The organism is Methylobacterium segetis, from assembly GCF_004348265.1.
Taxonomy (GTDB): domain Bacteria; phylum Pseudomonadota; class Alphaproteobacteria; order Rhizobiales; family Beijerinckiaceae; genus Methylobacterium; species Methylobacterium segetis.
The window spans coordinates 45,399-63,060 of record NZ_SMNT01000013.1; the positions used below are offsets into that span (position 1 = coordinate 45,399).

Consider the following 17,662-nt stretch of genomic DNA (forward strand, 5'->3'; position numbering starts at 1 on the left):
TTTCGGTGAGGCTGCCAGGACGTCCAGCGGATTTGTGAGTGCCGATCCGCGCATGGGCCGTCCGGCTTCACAGTCCAGGCAGACCGAGGTGCTCAGGCGTGCCCAAGCCGCTCGGTCCTTCTCCTTGTCCCAGAGCCCGCGTGCGGATGGCGTCAGCGCACTCGTCAGCGAGGTCACGATGGCCGCAAGAACAGCGGATGTCGCGAGAATGTTGAGTCTCATTCAGCCTCCGATCGCGAGCCTCAGCCTTCTGCCGGCCGCCCACACGCATCACGGCCGAGCCGTGACGCGTAAGTCCTCGTTTGCTGATCAACGGATCATGCTTAACGGCTCAGCTGTTGCACCGCAACAATGGGCCGCTGAATCGAGCGCGCGATGCAGGTTGTGTACGATTTCCGGCCTTGGTCTAATTGGAAAGGACTGTGCGCTGGGCCACGCACGAGGAGCCTGCGGGCGGCCGCCCGCATCAATCGGGTGTTAGGGGCAATCTGCTCCACTTGCCGGGCCGAATCGACGCCGGTGATTCCGACGTGAACGCTCCTCCCCCCACCCCGTTTCGCTCCGGAGAGAGCGCCTTCTCTCTCGTCGAGATGCTCGGCGTTCTCGCGATCCTGTCCCTCGCCGCGATCCTGTCCGGCCCGGTGCTGAGCCGGGTCGGGTCCGACCGGGCGGTCGAGGGGCTCGCCGAATCCCTCGCGGAGCGACTCGTCCTGACCCGTGCCGCGGCGATCCGCGGCAATGCCGTGCTGGCTCTCGAATTCGATCCGCAGGCGCGCGTCTTTCGGGGAGAGACCGGGAGCCCGCCTCTGTCCATGGGAGCCGACATCGCGGTCGTATTCGTGCCGGCGCGGAACGCACGGGTCCGCGGGTCGATCGTGCGCTTCCTGCCGGACGGCCGCAGCAGCGGCGGCATCTTCCGCCTGAGGCGGGGCGGCGAGGTCCGCGAGGTCGAGGTCGAGGGGCTGACGGGCACCGTGCGGCGTCGGCGTGGGAGCAGCGCGTGAGCGCGTCGCCCGATGGAGGCGAGGCGGGCTTCAGCCTCGTCGAGGTCCTCGTGGCCTTCGCCGTCGCCTCGCTGACGATGATCGCGGCGTTCCAGGTCTTCGGGGAATCGGCATCCCGCCTCGTCCGATCCGGGGACCGTCTCCGGCAGACGGAGGAGGCGGCAGCCCTGATCGCCGCGCTCGCGGCCGGGCCTCTCGTCCCCGGAGCGCGCCAGGGCCGGCTCCGCGACGGCACGCCCTACCTCCTCATCGTCGAGGATGCGGGCGCCTCGCTCGGGCGGGCGGCCATCGGCACCGGCTCGTATCGCGTGATGCTGCGCGCCGGCCCCGCGCCCGGTCGGCTCCTCCTGCGCACGATCGTCTCCGGTGGCTGAGCCCGGCGATCGAAGGAGGTCCCGTCCGCGCTCCGGGACGGGGCACGAGGCGGGCTTCAGCCTCGTCGAGATGCTCGTAGCTCTCGCCCTCGTCGCTCTGCTCTCCCTCCTGCTGCTGCAGGGCGTCTGGACGGCGACGCGGGTCGCACGCCTCCTCGCCGATGCGGAACGGCAGGCTGCGGTGCAGGCTGCGCGCGATCATCTCCGCCGGACGCTGGAGGACGCCGTGGGCGAGGTGGCCGGCGGGCGCCGCGCGACCTTCTCCGGCCGGCCGGACGGCGTCACCCTCGTCACCGCGGCCGAGCGCCTCGTCGAGACCGGGGGGCAGGTTCGGGTCGATCTCGCCGCCGCGGCCGGCGCGCGCGGGCTCGATCTCTTGGAGCGGCGCGGGCTCGACCGCGGTGCAGCCGCCGAGGCTGTCCTCGCCGAGCCGCTTCTGCGCGGCATCGCCGCCCTGCGCGTGCGCTACTATGGCCGGCGCGGGCCGACGCCGCTGGCGAGCTGGGGCGAGACCTGGACCACACCGGACCGCCTGCCGGCGCTGGTCTCCGTGGAGGTCGCCTTTCCGGCGGAGGACGGGCGGCGCTGGATGCCGCTCCTCGTGCCGGTCGCGGCCGGCCGCTAGCGCCTTGTCGCGGGGGAGCGGGATACTCAGCCCGCCGCCCCGAACAGGGCGACGATCGGTCCGCAGGCCGCATGGCCGGCAAGCGGCTCGCCCGCGCTCCACTCCGTGGGACGCCGCCAAGAGAGGAGCGCGCCCGCGGGCCGGGCGGGGTCGTCGAGGGCGACGATCCCCGCCCGAATCGAGCGGGCGCCGCGGCCGGCCACCACCATCGCTGTCACCTCGAACCGGATGCCGTCGGACGGGCGCGAGGCCGCGAGCGGGCCGAGCGCGTCCGCCGGCAGGAGCGGCGCGAGACGCCACTCCATGCGCGCGGCGTCGAAGCCGGCTGTTCCGCCGTGCACGGTCAGCGCGGGCCGCAGGCGCGCGTAGGTCGCGGGCGTCATGGCCGGCAGCTGGTCGATCTCGTCGGGGCTCGCGAAGGGTGCGTTGCGCGGCCCGTAGCCGAGGCGCTCCTCGCGGTAGCGGCGGCTCTCGGCGCCCCCATTCGGCTCGGGGATGTCGTCCGGGTCGCGGAAATCAACGATCTGCGCTGCGACCGCCAGGGCGTCCCCCGCACCGATCCCGAGCCGGCGCAGCGCCTCCTCAAGCACGGGGCGCGGGCTGGCGTTCAGGTCGATCAGGCCCCCCTGGTCCTGCACGGCGACCGTGACCGTGCGGCCCGCGTCGAGGGGGCAGCGGATCGCGCGCCCGTCGAGCGGCAGGCCGGAGGCCGGAGCCCGCCCGCGCGCCTCCTGTGCGAGCCAGAGGCCGACGAGGTTCACGATCCCGTCCGTCTCCGCGTCGAGCACGATCCGGTCTCGGGCCGCCGCCGTCAGGGCGAGGGTGGCGCGGGTGCGCAGGGTGATCGCCGCGGCGAGTCCCGACACGACGATGAGGACCGCGAGCACGGTCGGCAGGACGAACCCGGCTTGCGACGCCTCCCGCGTGTCCGGTCCGGTCGCGGCAAGCGGCCGCCGCACGGCCGGCGGACCCGTTAACCGGCCGCTAACCATGCCGGCGGGACCCTCGGCGCGCACCCGCCCGTGACCGGGCGCTGGACGAATCCGATGCCGCTCGCCCGCCTCCGCGCCCTCATCGTGGCCGCCGGCCTCGCGCTGTCCTGGTCCGCCGGAGCCGAGACGTTTCCCTCCGGCCTCGTCGATCAGAACGGCGCGCCCGTCGCGGCGGAGGCTTTCGCGGGCCGGCTTCGGATCCTCTACGTCGGCTACACCCACTGCCCGGATGCCTGTCCGACCGCGCTCGACACCTTGAGCCGCGCCCTCGACAGGCTGCCGCCGGAACTCGTCGAGCGCGTCGCGCCGATCCTCGTTGCCGCCGATCCGGTGCGGGACACGCCGCCGGTTCTGCGGGCCTACCTCGACGCGTTCCACCCGCGCATCCTCGCCCTGACGGGATCCGTCGAGGCGATCGACGACCTCGCCTGGGGCCTCGGCGCGCTGATCGTCCGGCATCCGGACGGAGGCGTGGCGGGCTACGCGGTCGATCACACCACCGACCTGTTTCTCCTGCGCCCGGAGGGCGGGCGCCCGGATCGGGTGCGCCACGACCTCCCGCCGGACGCCCTCGCGGCGCGCATCCGGGCGGCTCTCGGCGGGTGATCGAGGTCGGCGCGCGCTCATCGCCGATCAGGCCGTCGCTGCCGCACCGGGCCGCTCCCGCACGATCACGAACCGGTGCGTGGGGATCGGGTCGGGGCGTGGCTCCCGCTCGTCGAGGGGCGACCGGAGGCGGGACCCGCGCGCCGCGGCGCGGCGCAGGTGCCGCCAGAGGATGGCCGCCCCCAGGCAGGCGGCCGCGAGCGCCGTGAGCCAGAGGCCGAGGAGCAGCGCCATCGGCACCCGGTCGTTCAACTCGCGCACGAGGCCGAGCGCGAAGGCGGTGTACCAGGAGACGCCCGAGATCGCCCCGGAGGCGAGGAAGACGCCCGTCTCGACGCGGGAGACGCCGGCCAGCATCGGGCGCCGCACGTCCTGCAGGACGCTCGGCAGGACGAGGGCGTGGATCAGCGCGCCGTTGACCGTGAGCACCGCGACGATCGTGACCTTCGCCCACAGCTTCGGGTTGGCGAGCTTCTCGGGCGACTCGACGCTGTAGAGGGCGAGGAAGCCGAGGCCGGAGAGCCAGAGCAGGCCGATCCCGACCGCGACGACCTTGCTGATGAAGTGGAACGTTCGCTCGATCTCGGGCGGCATCCCGCCCCAGCGCATCCAGCGCAGGATCCAGAAATCGAGCATCGTCGCTCCGCCGAGGCCGAAGCAGAGGCCGATCAGGTGGAGGCCGACGAGCAGCGTGAGCAGCCGCACGGGCGGCAGGGGGTCCGGCAGGGGCAGGGCGAGCGGGGCGCTCAGGGCCGCCGAGCAGGCCGGCAGCCCTGCAGCGAGGCCGGTGAGGAGCGCTGCCGCGAGGAAGAGCTGTCCCGTCCTCATCGTGCCGCCGCGCTCCCCTCGCCCCCGCCGACCATCGGCCCGAGCCCGTGAACAAATCTCCAATACCGCGTTCCGAGTCGGCGTAAGCCGGAATATTATCGGGCTTTGACCAGAGAGTTTGTTTACGGGTGTCTGGTATAAAAGTTGAAATACAGAAGTAATTCAACCTTTGCGTGTGGATGGATGATGAGGCGGATTGCGAGAGGGCGGCGCGAGACATCCGAATCCGGCTTCTCGCTTGTTGAACTCCTGGTTGTCCTCGCGATCATCGGGATGATCGCGACGATGGTGACGCCACAGGTCCTCGGCTATCTCGGGCGGGCCAAGGGCGAGACGGCGCGGATCCAGGTCAAGAACATCGCCCAGGCGGTGGAACTCTACTACCTCGACAGCGGGGTGTATCCGACGACGGGTCAGGGACTTGCCGCCCTCGTCACGCAGCCGCCCGGCGGCGCTGGCTGGCGCGGCCCCTATCTGCGCGACGCGCGCGGCCTGACCGACCCGTGGGGCCATCCGTACCTCTACCGCTCGCCCGGCCTCGGCGGCACGCCCTACGAGGTCTACTCGCTGGGATCCGATGGCAAGGCGGGCGGCTCCGGCGACAGGGCGGATGTCGCGAGCCACTGACGAATGCTCATTCCCCGATCCGAATGATGTCCAGCGTAGGAATCCGGCCATGACCAAGCGGAATTCGGCCCCGATGCGATGGGCGGCGCTCGGCGCGTCCGCGTTCGCCGCCTGCCTGCTCGCGGTCCCCGTCGCCGAGGCTGCCTCGCTGGGTCGCTGGTCCGGCGTGATCCCCTGGCCGCGCATCCCGATTCACGCGATGATCATGCCGGACGGGCGCCTCCTGACCTACGGCTCGCCAGCGGGGGATTATCAGTCCGGGCTCGAATTCGATCTCTGGGAGCCGAAGCGTGGAATAGGGGCCGATTCCCATCTCACGCTCGCGAACAACCTGAACTTTGACAGCTTCTGCGCCGGCCTGATGCTGCAGTCCTGGGACGGCGTGGCGATGACGGCGGGCGGCGTCAGCCTCACCGGGACAGCCCTCTACGACTCGCAATCCCTGAAGACGCGCACGGTCGGCTTCATGCGCTATCCGCGCTGGTACGCGACGCTCACGACGATGCCCGACGGCCGCATCGCGATCCAGGGGGGCATGACGATCGTCGGCTGGGACACCCACTCGATCGTCCCGGAGCTCTACACGCCGGGCCAGGGCTGGGCGGAACTGCCGGGCGCCGCGAATGCGGACGCCTACGGCCGCCTCGCGGCCGACGGGCGCGCGAACTATGTCCACGCTTGGCCCGTCTCGGGCTCCAAGCTCTTCACCATCGCCGGGCAGGCGATGTTCTACCTCGACGTCGCGGGCCAGGGCAGCATCTCCGGGCTGCAGCCCTTCAACCGCTCGAACTGGGGCGCGACCTCGACCGCCGTCATGTACCAGCCGGGCAGGATCCTCCAGGCCGGCGGTGGCAGCCCCTACAACACCGCCGTGACCACGGAGGGCAGCCGCGCCGCGACCCTCATCGACATCACCGGCAGCGCCCCGGTCGTCACAGAGACGGAGCCGATGGCCTTCCCCCGGCACTGGGGAACGGCCACGGTCCTGCCAAACGGCGAGGTCCTGATGACCGGGGGCTCCGCGGGAGACAACGACGGGCGCGGACCGGCCTACGTGGCCGAGATCTGGAATCCCCGCACCGGCACGTGGCGTCAGGACGCGCGCCAAGCGAAGATGCGGCTCTACCACTCGGTCGCGATCCTGCTCCCGGATGGCCGCGTCCTCTCGGGCGGCGGCGGCATCCCGGGGCCCGAGACCAACCGCGACGTCGAGATCTACACGCCGGGCTACCTTCTCGACGATGCCGGCAACCCGGCCCCTCGGCCCGCGATCACGGCCGCGCCCGGATTGCTGACGCTCGGCCAGAGCTTCCAGGTCAGCGCGACGGGCAGCGGCGGCATCTCCCGCGTGACGCTGGTCAAGGCCGGAGCTGTCACGCACTCGATGAACTTCGACCAGCGCTTCATCGAACTCGGCTTCCGCGCGAACGGCAACACGCTCAGCGTCGATGCGCCCGCCAACACCGTCGTCGCGACCCCCGGCTATTACATGCTGTTCGTCCTCGACGGTCGCGGAGTCCCCTCCGAGGGCCGGATGGTCAAGGTGCCGGTGCCGACCGGCGCCGACGACCGGATCGCACCGGGCTCGCGCCTCTCGAACAGCTGGACCGCCGCCGTCGGGACCACCCGGGGCGGCCTCTGGAACATCCGGTGTGAGGACGGCGAGGTGATGGCCGGCCTCTACGGGACCGCCGACGCGGGCATCGGCGGCGTTGGCGCGCGCTGCGTCACGGCGGCCGGAGGCCGGTGGACCGCCAATCCCCGGAGCTTCGGCGCCGGCCTCGATGGCCGCCCGCCCTTCACGCGCGACTGCCCGCGCGATCAGGCGATCACCGCGATCGGCGGCCAGGCAAGCGAGCAGGCGACGCAACTCGTGGTCACCTGCAGCCCCATGAACGCCGCCAACGGCTCGGCCGGCGGCGGCGCGAAGCTCGCGGCCGTGGGCAATGGCGGCGGCAATGCCGCCGCGGATTCGCCGTGCCCGGAGGGCGGCTCGGCCTATGGCCTGTTCGGCGAGGGCAATGCCAACGGCAACCGGATCGGCCTGCTCTGCCGCAACGGGACGGTAGCTACGGCGAACGCCCCTCCGTCGACCGGCTCGGGCGTTCCGCCGCTCCCGACGAATGCCGTCAGCCTCGAATCGGCGAGCACGCCCGGCTACTACGCGCGTCCCGTCGATGCGAACCTGACGGTGGCCGCCGCGCAGGCGACGAGCGCCGCCGACAAGGCCGCGGCCGCCTACACGCTGATCCCCGGATTGTCGGGCTCCGGGGTGAGCTTCCGCTCGGTGGCGAAGCCGGCCGAGCATCTGATGCACGCGTGGTTCACGATCTACCAGCGCGGCGAGACGGCCGGCGGGACGTTCAAGGCGGATGCGAGCTTCACGCGCCGCGCCGCCCTGGCCCCATCCTGCGGATGCGCCAGCGGCGCCTGCCTGTCCTACGAATCGGTGAGTTGGCCGGGCTATTTCATCCGGAACCGCGGCGGGCAGCTCTGCATCGACCCGAGGCAGGATTCCGCCGATTTCATCCAATCCGCCTCCTTCTGCGAACGGGCCGCCCTCGGCGGCGAGGGGGGCGCGAGCCTCACCGGCCCCCTGAGCCTGCAGAGTAGCGCCGACCGGGCTCAGTACGTCACGAGCACGGATGCGGGCGTGCGCCTGACCGCTCCCGCGACGCGTGCGGATCGCAACCGCGCGACCTATCGCAAGGTCGCGGGGCTCAACGGCAGCGGCGTCTCCTTCGAATCCGCACTCAATCCCGGCCAATACCTGAGGCACGCGGCGTTCCAGATCTGGCAGGGGCCGAATGACGGCGGCGCGATCTTCAAGGCGGGGGCGACGTTCACGCCGCTCCCGGCGCTCGCCGGCGCCTGCTCCTGCAGCGGCAGCTGCCAAAGCTACGAGTCGGTGGATTGGCGGGGCCATTACCTGCGCCGGGAGAATGGGGGCGTGTTCATGCGCCAGAACGACGGCACCGCCGCGTTCCGGCAGGACGCGTCCTTCTGCGAAGCGCCGCCGCTCTCCGAGACCCCGGGTGCGACACCGGCCTCACCGCCCGCGAGCGCGCCGGCCGCGAGCTGGACGGCCTGCGCCCCGGAAGGGGGGACCTGCTCCGTCACGGGCACGCAGACGGTTCGCTACGGGGCAAAGGGCCAGTACGCCACGCGGACGGTGAACGGCTCGGTCGGCTGCAACAACGGCGTGTTCGGCGACCCCATCTACGGCACCGTGAAAAGCTGCGAGGTCATGACCGCGACCGCCGCGGCGCGCTGAACGAGTGCGGGCCCTGTCCGCATCGCTCGAGTAGTTGATGGGCAATGATATGCAACCGAAAATAGTATATCGCCTCTTCTGAAGGCCGAATGCTTGGGATGGGGGCGCAATTAAAGCCAGATTAACCATAAATCTCTAGCACTGGACTGAGGCGAGGTACGGTTTGGTCGGTGCGAGGGAGCGGATGGGACGGTCAGCACGCGCCCTTCTCCTCGCGCCCCTCCTCCTCGCGACCCTCCTCGGCCCGACGGCGGACGCGGCCGAGCCCGAGGCGATCGGCACCCCCGGGCTCGGGCCGGCGTCGGGGCGGCCGCTCCTGCGCCGCGGCACCGACCAGTTCATCGGCGGCGAGGCGGCGCAGGCGGCCCCGATCCCCGGCGGCGCCGTCAGCCTCAACCTCGTCGAGGTGCCGGTCGCCGTGGCGGCCAAGGCCGTCCTCGCCGACACCCTCGGCTGGGGCTACACCATCGACGAGCGGGTGACCGGCAGCCTGACGCTCCAGACGGGCGGTCCGGTCCGGCGCGAGACCCTCCTCGCCCTGTTCGAGACGGCCCTCGCGAGCCGCGGCGCCGTCCTGCGGCGGCGCGGCGGCAGCGCCCAGATCCTGCCGGCCGGAGCGCCGGGCGGCCTCGCTCCGGTCCGCCGCCTCGCCGAAGCAGCGGAGGCCGGGCCGGGCTCCCACGCGGTTCCCCTGCGCTGGATCTCCGCCGCGGAGATGCAGGCGATCCTCGCCGCGGTGGCGCCCCGCGAGGTGGTGCTGCGGGCCGACCGCGCCCGCAATCTCCTGATCCTGTCGGGCGATGCCGCGCAGATCCAGGCCCTGCGCCAGACCATCGCGGTGTTCGACGTCGATTGGATGCGCGGCATGTCGACGGCGATCCTGCCGGTGCGCAGCGCCAACCCGGCGGCGATCGCCCGCGATCTCACCCAGATCTTCGCTGCCGAGGCGACCGCCAGCGGCGACATCATCCGCTTCGTGCCGAACGAGCCGCTCAGCGCCATCCTCGTGGTGAGCGCGCGGGCCGCCTATCTCGATCGCGCCCGCGAATGGGTGGCGCGCCTCGAGGATCTCGCCGCCGAGCGGGAGCGCCAGCTCTTCGTCTACAGGATTCAGAACCGCTCGGCGAAGGACCTCGCTTCCGTGCTCCAGGGCGTCGTCGCCGCCGAGACCGGCGCCGGAATGGCCAATCAGGGCTACGGCGGCCAGGGCTTCGGCGGCCAGGGCTTTGGGCTCGCGGGCGCCACCTACGGCGCCCCGGGAGGCGGGGGCTACGGCTGGAGCGGCCCCGGCTCCGCAGCGGTCCCGCTCGGCGGGGCGCCGGGCCTCGGCAACGGCCTCTCGCCTGCGGGCTTCGGCGGCACGGGCGGCCTCTCCGCGACGCCGCCGTCGCGCGGGCTCGACTCCCTCGGCGCGGCGGGCACCGGGTTCGGGCCGAGTGCCGGCTACGGGATCGATCCGCCGGGGGCGCTGGCCGGGGCAGGCGGGTACGGCGGGGCGGGATGGGCGGGCTCCGGCAGCGACCCTGGAATCGGCGCGGGCGGAGCCGGCCCCCGGCGCGACCTGATCGGGATCGTGGCCGACGAGGCCAACAACAGCCTCGTCATCTCGGCCACCCGCAACCAGTACGACAAGATCCTCAAGATCCTCGGCCGCCTCGACGCGATGCCGACGCAGGTCCTCCTCGAGACCGTGATCGCCGAGGTGACCCTCAACGACAGCCTCGAATTCGGCGTGCAGTGGTTCCTCGCCAACGGCGGCTCGCGCCTCAACCTCGCCCAGGCCGCCACCGTCGGGGCGGCGAACGCGGCGACCGGGGGCGCCGCCGGCCTGATCACGGCCGCCGCGCGGGGCGTGACGGGCTTCAACTACCTGCTCAACAACGCCGATTTCAACGTGGTGCTGAACGCGCTGCGCGGGGTCACGCGCGTCAACGTGATCTCCTCGCCCAACATCACCGTGCTCGATAATCGCACCGCCAAGCTCCAGATCGGCGACCAGGTGCCGATCGTGAAGCAGACGGGCCAGAGCGCGCTCGCCGGCAACGCCCCGATCCTCAACCAGATCGAGATGAAGGACACCGGCGTGATCCTCTCGGTGACGCCGCGGGTCAACAAGAGCGGCCTCGTCGTCCTCGACGTGAACCAAGAGGTCAGCGACGTCGTGCCGACGACGACCTCGGCCATCAACTCGCCGACGATCCGCCAGCGGCGGGTGGCGACGAGCGTCGCGGTCAATGACGGGCACAGCCTCGCCATCGGCGGCCTCGTGCAGGAGAAGGCGCAGATCGGCACCGAGAGCGTACCGGTGCTGGGCGACCTGCCGCTGCTCGGTGCCGCCTTCCGCAATCGGACGGACGCGCGCGTCCGTACCGAACTCATCGTCTTCATCCGCCCGAAGGTGATCCGCGGCACGGCGGATGCCGATCGCATCGCCAGCGACTTCCGCGAGCAGTTCCGGGCGATGATGCCGATCCGCCCCGTCCCCGCGCCGCCGCCGCTGGCCGACCTGCCGCCCGGCAGCCAGGGAATCCTGCGCCGGATGATCGATTAGGGCGAGGGTCCGAGGCTCGTTCTGAGGGCGGGCGCCCCGGACCGGGCGCGGCGAGGAGGGCGCAGCGACACCGGCTCGCCGAGGAACTCCGCCGTCAGCGTCCCGGCCCCGTCCGCGAGTGTGACCCGGTCCGGCGCGATCGCGATGAGGCGCCAGGCCCCGCGCCCGGCGCCTTCCGCGACCCAGGCCGGATCCCCGATGCCGTCGTCGATCAGGGCGCGGCGGGCGCTCCCGTCGATCAGAATGCCGCGGACCCGGAGGCGGGCGGCAGGCGCCGGCGTGCCGACCACGTCGGAGAGGTCGCCGCGCGCGGTCCAGGCCCGCCGTCCCGGGTCGAAGAGGGGGCGGGCGAGGGCGGCGTCCGCGGCCGGGGCGCGAGGCTGTGCCGCCTCCTCCGGTAGGGGAGGGGGCTCGGAGCGATCGAGCGGCGAGGCGGCGGCGAGGACGCCGATCATGCCGATGGCGACGGCCGCGCGCGGCAGGCGGCCGGTCGCGCCGAGCGCCGCGGAAAGCCGGCCGCCGCGCATCACCGCGGCCCCTCTGCGGGCAGGAGCACGCCGCGCGCCGCAAGCCCCAGGCGCAGGATGGCCGGGTGCTCCCCGGCCTCCTCGGCGGAGCGGGCGACGCCGATCTCCGCCGTCTCCACCACGACGACCGGCGGGCCGGTCTCAAGGTCGCGCAGAAGGCCGTGCAACCCCTCGGCTGTCCCGCGCATCTCCGCGTGGAGGAGGGGCATCGTCGGGCTGTCGGCATCGGGTCCGACGCGCAGCCCGTCGACGACGACGGCGCGCCCGCTCGCCAGCGCGTCGAGCCGGCCCCGGAACGCGGCGAGCAGCCCCGCCTCGTCGGTTGCGGAGAGAGGCGCGCCGGGCGCCGGGCGAAGGGAGGCAGCCTGCAGGCGCCCCAGATGCGCGCGAGCCGCGGAGACCTCCGCGCGTGCATCGATGAGCCCCGCGAGGCCCTGGCCGGCGAGCGACAGGAGCCCGAGCAGGCATCCCGCCGCCGCGAGCATCGCTCCGGGGCGGCCCATCCGCTGAGTGAGGGGCGCGATCACGGCGCGAGCCCGGCGGCGAAGGGCAGGGACACGACGATCCGTCGGGTGCCGGGACCCGCGTCCGTCTCCTCGCGCAGGTCCGGCCGTCCGAAGCCTGGCACGGCGCCGAGGGCGGCGAGCGCCGCCGCGCGGTCCGGTGTGCGCAGCGTCAGGATCAGGGCTCCGGGCTCGAAGCGCAGCCCCTCGGCGTAGGCGGCGCTCGGCAGGGACGCGGAGACAGCCTCCCAGCTATGGGCCAGCGACGGGCGGCCGGCCCGCTCTGCACCGAGGCGGTTCGCCGCCGCGAGGAGCGGCGGCGGAAGCCCGGGAGCGGCGGCGCGGCGCGCAGCCAGGATATCCGCGTCGAGGCGGGCGAGCGTCGACTCATACCGGCTGTGCGCCACGGCGAGGGCGGCACCCGCGAGGAGAACGGCCAGGGCCAGCAGCGCGAGATCCGCGCCTTTGAGCCCCCGCAAAGCCCGCGGCAGCGGGCGGCGCCCGAAGCTGAGCAGGTCCACGGGCATGGCCTGATCCTCGGCCCGCCCGACCGCGACCGGGCCGGGTTCGAGCCCGGCCCGGCGCAGCGTGTCGAGGAGCGGGTCGAGGCGGGCGCGCTTCAGCACCACGTGCCGCACCCTCAGGCTGCGCGCCGCCACATCCTCACCCTCGACGTACCAGTCGCTGTAGACCCCCTCCGCCCGGAACGGCGTCGCCGCCTCGAGTTCCTGTTCCAGCACCTCCCGCATCCGCGGCAGCGCCGCCGCCGGCAGGGTGAGCGTGCGCACGAAGCAGGATTCCGGCTCGATCAAGACCCTTGCCGAGACGCGGCTCCGGCCACTGCCCCGGATCGCGGAGAGGCGGTCGGCGAGATCCTCCGCGTCCCGGTCGAGCCGGAACCTGCGCGGAACGGGCTCGCGCCGGTCGATCACGCCGAGATGCGTGCCGCCGGGCGGGCCAGGCCGGATGGTGAGGTCGCTCGTCGCCCGGTCCGGCCGCGCCTCGGCCTCCCCGAACAGGTCTGCGAGGCCCACGAGCCAACGCCCCGCAAACGCGCGCGCCGATCCGAGTTGCGACTTCTGAGGATGGTAATTCTCAAACACAGTACTGAAAGTTGTGGTGTTGGAGCAATATTCGCAGAGACCGATCATGTCTCCGCGAATGTTTCGAATGCTTTAAGCCGGTCCGGCGAGACTGGGGTGGATACGGGCTGGTTCGGGATCGGACATGCTGAGCATCTGGGCCGGGAAGAGCCGCCCCCGCCGACCGCGCTCCGACAGGCGCGCCGCCGAACGGGGAGCCCGGGACCCGGCGCGCCGGTTCCTCGACGGGCTCGCCGAGGCGCAGGTGCTCGATGCGGCCGGCCACGAGCGGGCGCTCGCCGCCCTCGACCTGCCGGGACGGCGCCCGCTCCCCCTGCTGCTGGCCGAACTCGGGCTCGTCCACGAAACCACCCTCGTCAGCGCGCTGGCGGACGCGACGGGCCTGCCCTTCCTGCGCGAGGAATGCCTGCCGGGGGAACCCGTCCTGCCGGACCTGATCGGCGCCGAGTATTGCGCCCGCGCCCGCGTGCTGCCGCTTCGCGCCGACGCGGTCAGCCTCGACGTCGCGGCGGTCGACGTGTTCGATCCGGAGATCGCGGCCGCGCTCACCCACCTCACCGACCGCCGGGTCGCGCTGAGCATCGTCGGGCCGGGCGCCTTCGAGCGGGCGCATCGGGCCGTGTACGGGGACGCGGCGGCCGAGGGCCACGACGCTCTCGGCGCCGACGACGACCTCGCGCGCCTTCAGGACGTGGCGAGCCAGGCGCCGATCGTGCGCCTCGCCGCACGCCTCGTGCGCAAGGCGTTCGAATTGTCGGCGTCCGACATCCACGTCGAGGCCGCCGAGGCGGACGTGCGCGTGCGCTACCGGGTCGACGGCGTGCTGGTCGAGGCCGAGCGCCTCGCCCGCTCCGTGCAACTGCCCCTCGCCACCCGCATCAAGATCCTGGCCGGCCTCAACATCGCGGAGCGGCGCCTGCCGCAGGACGGCCGCATGACGGTGCAGGACCGGGGGCGGAACGTCGACATCCGCGTCTCGACCCTGCCGACCGCCCACGGCGAGAGCGTGGTGTTGCGCGTTCTCGACGGCGCGGCCCGCATCGACGATTTCGCGGGCCTCGGCTTCGACGTCGGGGCGATCGGCGAGATGGCCGCGATGATCGCCCGGCCGAACGGCCTCGTTCTCGTCACCGGCCCGACCGGCAGCGGCAAGTCGACGACGCTCTACGCGGCGCTCCGCCGCCTCAACGGCAGCCACCTCAAGGTGGTGACCGTGGAGGATCCGGTCGAGGTCCGGATGCCCGGGGTGAATCAGGTCCAGGCGCAGCCAGGCATCGGCCTCGACTTCGCCGCCGCCCTCCGCTCCATCCTGCGCCAGGACCCGGACGTGGTGATGGTCGGCGAGATCCGGGACGGCGAGACCGCGCGGATCGCGGTCCAGGCGGCGCTGACCGGCCATCTCGTCATCTCGACGCTGCACACCAACTCCGCACCGGCCACGGTGACGCGACTTCTGGACATGGGCGTCGCGCCGTTCCTCATCGCCGCCGTGCTCAACGGCGTCGTCGCCCAGCGCCTCGTGCGCCGCGTCTGCACGGCCTGCGCCGAGGAGAGCCCGGCCACGCACGGGGAGCGCATCCGCCTCGGCCGCCCAGCCGCGCCGCTCACCCTCAAGCGCGCCCGCGGCTGCCCGGAATGCAACGGTTCGGGATATCGGGGGCGCATGGTCGTCAGCGAGATCATGCGTGTCGATGCGTCGCTCCGCGCCCTGATCAGCGAGGGGATGGACGAGCAGAGTCTCGGTCGGCAGGCGCGGGCCGCCGGCATGGTCTCCCTCGCCGAGACCGCCCGGGCCCGCGTCGTCGACGGCGACACGACGCTCGACGAGATCGGCCGCGTCTTCGAGGGCCTGCTCTGATGCCGGCCTTTGCGTACCGCGCCTTCGCCCCGGACGGGCGCATGCGCGCCGGCCGCATCGAGGCGGAGGCCCGCGAGCGCGCGGTCGCCGCGCTGCGCGCCGAGGGGCTGCAGGTCTTCGAGATCGCGCCCGCCGCCGCCGGGCTGCCGATCTGGCGCCGCGACCTGTTCGGGCGCGACCGGGTGAGCGACGCCGCCCGGATCGCCTTCCTGAAGGAATTCGGCACGCTCACCGGCGCCGGGTTGACCGTAGACCGGGCGCTGCGCCTCGTCGGGCGCCAGGCCGCCCCGGCCCTCCGCCCCGTTCTCGCCGATCTCCTGGCCCGGGTGCTCGGGGGCGCGAGCCTGTCGCGGGCGATGGCGGCGCATCCCGCCGCCTTCCCGCGGGACATGGTCGACGCGATCCGGGCCGGCGAGGCGACGGGCACGCTCACGACGGTGATCGGCACGCTCGCGGCCTCGCTGGAGCGCCGCGACGCGGTGCGCCGCCACCTGCGCTCCGCGCTCATCTATCCGGCGCTCCTGATCCTGATGGCGCTCGGCACCCTCGCCCTGGTCGTCGGCGTCCTCGTGCCGGCCCTCGCGCCGCTCTTCGAGGGGACGGGCCGGTCGCCTCCGCTCGCGATCCGCCTCGCGGCCGGGCTCGGCGACGGGCTCGCGGCCCATTGGCCCCTCCTCCTCGGCGGCCTCACCCTCGCCGCGGCGGGCATCGCCGGGGCCTGGGGCCGCCCCGGCTTCACGGCGGGGCGCTCGGCCCTGGCCCTGCGCCTGCCGGGCCTCCGCGAGATCGTGGTCGGCGCCGAGCTCGGACGGATCTGCCGCGTGCTCGGAACCCTCCTCGTCGCCGAAGTGCCGGTGCCCGACGCCCTCGCCGCGGTCCGGCCGCTCCCGCGCAACCACCTGTTCCGCGACGCCCTGCGCGAGGCCGGCCAGCGGCTGACCGAGGGAGGCTCCCTCGCCGCGGGCCTCTCGCGGCTGCAGCCCTACGCCCCTTCGACGCTGAGCCTGATCGCGAGCGGCGAGCAGGTGAACCGGCTCGGGCCCGTGCTGCTCCACGCCGCGGAGATGCACGAGGCGCAGACGCGCGAGCGCGTCGACCGGGCGCTCGCCCTGCTGACGCCCCTCGTCACCATCGCGATCGGAGGGTTGATCGGGGGCCTGATCGTCTCCGTGATGGGCGCGATCCTCGGCGTCGCCGAACTGACGCAGTAGAGCCCGGCGGCACCGCACATTGCGTCGGAGCGCGAACGCCGGCGCGGCGACGCAATGGATGACGGAATATGCGCGTAACGGTTGTGCCTCACAGGGTTAACGCAACGCTTCGAGAGCGAAGCGAGCGGACAAGAACTCCAAGGGGCCATCCATGCGCTCGGAAGTCATCGCCTTCTCCGTCGCCGCGACCTGCGCGATCCTCATCGCCACGGCGCCCTATGCCCGCGGCACCCTGACCGAGGCCCCGTCCCGGGAGGCCGGGACGCTGACCTGCACCCGCAACGCGAATCTCGGCCTCGTCGTCGGCCTCACGCCGGTGGCCGATTGCCGCTTCGTGCCGGCCGGTGGCGGCGCGGCGCAGACCTACCGGGCGATGTTCGATCGCGGCGCCGCGCTGCCGGCGGACACCGTAGCGTGGCGCGTGATGACGGAGACCGGGACGAGCCGACCCGGCCAGCTCAACGGCCTGTTCACGGCGGCAATCGGCCTTGCCGAGGGGGCTCGGCACCGCCCCGCGCAGGACGCGGCCGTGGTGATCGACCTCAGGGGCGAGGGCGCCGTGCTCCGGCGCGTGGATCGCGGCGCGGCCGAGACCGCCACGTTGCTCCCGCCGCGCCTGCGCCTCGCGGCGGACACGATGCCCGACCGAGCGGGCAACTGACGCAGCCGAGGCCGCCGGTACGGGACCGCCCCATCTGTTGATGGCCCCGGCCCTCGAAACGGCTCGTCAACCGGGCGGAGCGAGCATCAGGGCTTCTCGCGCACGAGAGGCGCGCCATGGCATGTCTCGGCACGGACCGGCGGCGGACGGAGCGGACACCGGTCGATCTCCCGGCCTCGGTGGGCCTAGCGAACGGGCGGCGGCTGCCCTGCGCCGTGACCGATCTCTCGTCGATCGGCGCCCGGCTCGCCTTCGCCGAGATCGGCCTGCTCCCCGTCCGCTTCGTGCTGCGTCTGGGCGCCCTCGCGGCTCGCCCGGCCCGCCTCGTCTGGCGGCGCGGCCCGGAAATCGGCGTCGCCTTCGAGGTGCCCGACGCGGACCGGATCCCGCCGGCATCCGGCTGCGTATGAATTCGCACCCTTCGTGGACGCTCCCGAACCCTCGCAGTACTGTCCAAGACCTGATCGGCCGCGTTCAGGATCTTGAGATGTCCCGTGCCGCGCTCCTCCTGGTCTCGCTGTTGGCGCTGCCGGTTCCGGCCTCCGCCGAGATGATCATCGACCAGGCCATGATCACGGGCGGGGAATTGCGGGTGAGCGGGCGCATCAACCCGGCCCACACCGCGACCGTCCTCCTCGACGACCGCAACACGATCGTGGCGGACAGGGAGGGGCGCTTCCTGGTCCGCCTGGCCTACCATCCGCCGAGCTGCATGGTGACGATCAAGGCGGGGCAGGATGTGCGGCAGGCCGTGATCGGCTTCTGCGGCCAGCGCGGGCCGGAGGGGCCGGGCACCGCCGCGCCGGCCGGCCAGCGCGCCGCCGTGCCGATGGTCCTTCCCGCGGCCATGCCGGGCGCGGCCCAGATCGGCGCGACGGGCGGCCCGCAGATCGGCCCCCAGGTCGGACCGCGCGGGCC

General features: G+C 73.1%; 16 protein-coding genes and 1 pseudogene. 12 read left to right on the forward strand and 5 right to left on the reverse strand.

Annotated elements, in window-relative coordinates; all coding sequences use genetic code 11:
• Positions 1–530 precede the first annotated feature (530 nt).
• Genes E1J50_RS05510 through E1J50_RS05520 form a run of 3 tightly spaced genes read left to right on the forward strand, consistent with a single transcriptional unit; the run spans position 531 to position 2,003 of the window.
• Positions 531–1,004, forward strand: coding sequence for a GspH/FimT family pseudopilin (locus E1J50_RS05510; RefSeq protein ID WP_132251214.1), 474 nt, complete (start codon positions 531–533; stop codon positions 1,002–1,004).
• A complete protein-coding gene (locus tag E1J50_RS05515) occupies positions 1,001–1,378 on the forward strand; it encodes a PulJ/GspJ family protein (RefSeq protein WP_132251216.1) in 378 nt (125 codons plus the stop codon). Before E1J50_RS05510 ends, E1J50_RS05515 begins: the two co-directional genes overlap by 4 nt.
• Positions 1,371–2,003 (forward strand): prepilin-type N-terminal cleavage/methylation domain-containing protein, encoded by a 633-nt coding sequence (locus tag E1J50_RS05520; RefSeq protein ID WP_132251218.1) that lies wholly within the window; start codon positions 1,371–1,373, stop codon positions 2,001–2,003. The genes E1J50_RS05515 and E1J50_RS05520 overlap by 8 nt, the downstream gene beginning before the upstream one ends.
• Before the next feature lie 26 nt (positions 2,004–2,029).
• On the opposite strand, the gene E1J50_RS05525 is transcribed toward E1J50_RS05520, so the two are convergent.
• The gene (locus E1J50_RS05525) at positions 2,030–2,962 is read right to left on the reverse strand and encodes a type II secretion system minor pseudopilin (RefSeq protein ID WP_165937792.1); all 933 of its coding nucleotides are present in this window, start codon (positions 2,960–2,962) and stop codon (positions 2,030–2,032) included.
• Positions 2,963–3,049: 87 nt separating this feature from the next.
• Between E1J50_RS05525 and E1J50_RS05530 the strand changes: the two genes are divergently transcribed.
• Positions 3,050–3,601 (forward strand): SCO family protein, encoded by a 552-nt coding sequence (locus E1J50_RS05530; protein WP_132251222.1) that lies wholly within the window; start codon positions 3,050–3,052, stop codon positions 3,599–3,601.
• A 27-nt stretch (positions 3,602–3,628) separates the two neighbouring features.
• Here E1J50_RS05530 and E1J50_RS05535 read toward each other — a convergent pair whose 3' ends face one another.
• Positions 3,629–4,429 (reverse strand): hypothetical protein, encoded by an 801-nt coding sequence (locus tag E1J50_RS05535; protein WP_245516442.1) that lies wholly within the window; start codon positions 4,427–4,429, stop codon positions 3,629–3,631.
• 183 nt (positions 4,430–4,612) lie between these two features.
• Here E1J50_RS05535 and gspG point away from each other — a divergent pair, with 183 nt between their 5' ends.
• The 3 genes from gspG (at position 4,613) to gspD (ending at position 10,881) form a co-directional block, all read left to right on the forward strand.
• Positions 4,613–5,056 carry a type II secretion system major pseudopilin GspG gene (gene gspG / locus E1J50_RS05540; protein WP_132251224.1) on the forward strand — a complete coding sequence of 148 codons (444 nt, stop codon included), beginning with the start codon at positions 4,613–4,615 and terminating at the stop codon, positions 5,054–5,056.
• 49 nt (positions 5,057–5,105) lie between these two features.
• Complete coding sequence (locus E1J50_RS05545; protein ID WP_165937793.1) at positions 5,106–8,330, forward strand: AbfB domain-containing protein; 3,225 nt, start codon at positions 5,106–5,108, stop codon at positions 8,328–8,330.
• A 184-nt stretch (positions 8,331–8,514) separates the two neighbouring features.
• Positions 8,515–10,881, forward strand: a complete 2,367-nt coding sequence (gene gspD, locus E1J50_RS05550) for a type II secretion system secretin GspD (protein ID WP_132251228.1) — start codon at positions 8,515–8,517, stop codon at positions 10,879–10,881.
• Here gspD and E1J50_RS05555 read toward each other — a convergent pair.
• The 3 genes from E1J50_RS05555 to E1J50_RS05565 are packed head-to-tail and all read right to left on the reverse strand — an operon-like array spanning position 10,878 to position 12,945.
• A complete protein-coding gene (locus E1J50_RS05555; protein ID WP_132251230.1) occupies positions 10,878–11,411 on the reverse strand; it encodes a hypothetical protein in 534 nt (177 codons plus the stop codon). The two genes, gspD and E1J50_RS05555, sit on opposite strands and share 4 nt — an antisense overlap.
• Entirely contained in the window at positions 11,408–11,935 is a 528-nt protein-coding gene (locus E1J50_RS05560) for a hypothetical protein (protein WP_132251232.1), read from the reverse strand. Before E1J50_RS05560 ends, E1J50_RS05555 begins: the two co-directional genes overlap by 4 nt.
• On the reverse strand, positions 11,932–12,945 hold the full coding sequence (locus E1J50_RS05565; protein ID WP_132251234.1) for a hypothetical protein: 1,014 nt from the start codon (positions 12,943–12,945) through the stop codon (positions 11,932–11,934). Before E1J50_RS05565 ends, E1J50_RS05560 begins: the two co-directional genes overlap by 4 nt.
• Before the next feature lie 193 nt (positions 12,946–13,138).
• Between E1J50_RS05565 and E1J50_RS05570 the strand changes: the two genes are divergently transcribed.
• From E1J50_RS05570 to E1J50_RS05590, 5 genes and pseudogenes are all read left to right on the forward strand, one after another.
• The gene (locus E1J50_RS05570) at positions 13,139–14,872 is read left to right on the forward strand and encodes a GspE/PulE family protein (protein ID WP_132251236.1); all 1,734 of its coding nucleotides are present in this window, start codon (positions 13,139–13,141) and stop codon (positions 14,870–14,872) included.
• Complete coding sequence (locus E1J50_RS05575; RefSeq protein ID WP_132251238.1) at positions 14,872–16,083, forward strand: type II secretion system F family protein; 1,212 nt, start codon at positions 14,872–14,874, stop codon at positions 16,081–16,083. The genes E1J50_RS05570 and E1J50_RS05575 overlap by 1 nt, the downstream gene beginning before the upstream one ends.
• Positions 16,084–16,234: 151 nt before the next feature.
• Positions 16,235–16,744 (forward strand): DUF992 domain-containing protein, encoded by a 510-nt coding sequence (locus tag E1J50_RS05580; protein ID WP_132251240.1) that lies wholly within the window; start codon positions 16,235–16,237, stop codon positions 16,742–16,744.
• Between the two features lie 116 nt (positions 16,745–16,860).
• Positions 16,861–17,154, forward strand: a complete 294-nt coding sequence (locus E1J50_RS05585) for a PilZ domain-containing protein (protein ID WP_132251242.1) — start codon at positions 16,861–16,863, stop codon at positions 17,152–17,154.
• Positions 17,155–17,231: 77 nt separating this feature from the next.
• Positions 17,232–17,662: pseudogene (locus E1J50_RS05590) on the forward strand (collagen-like protein); the annotation flags it as partial.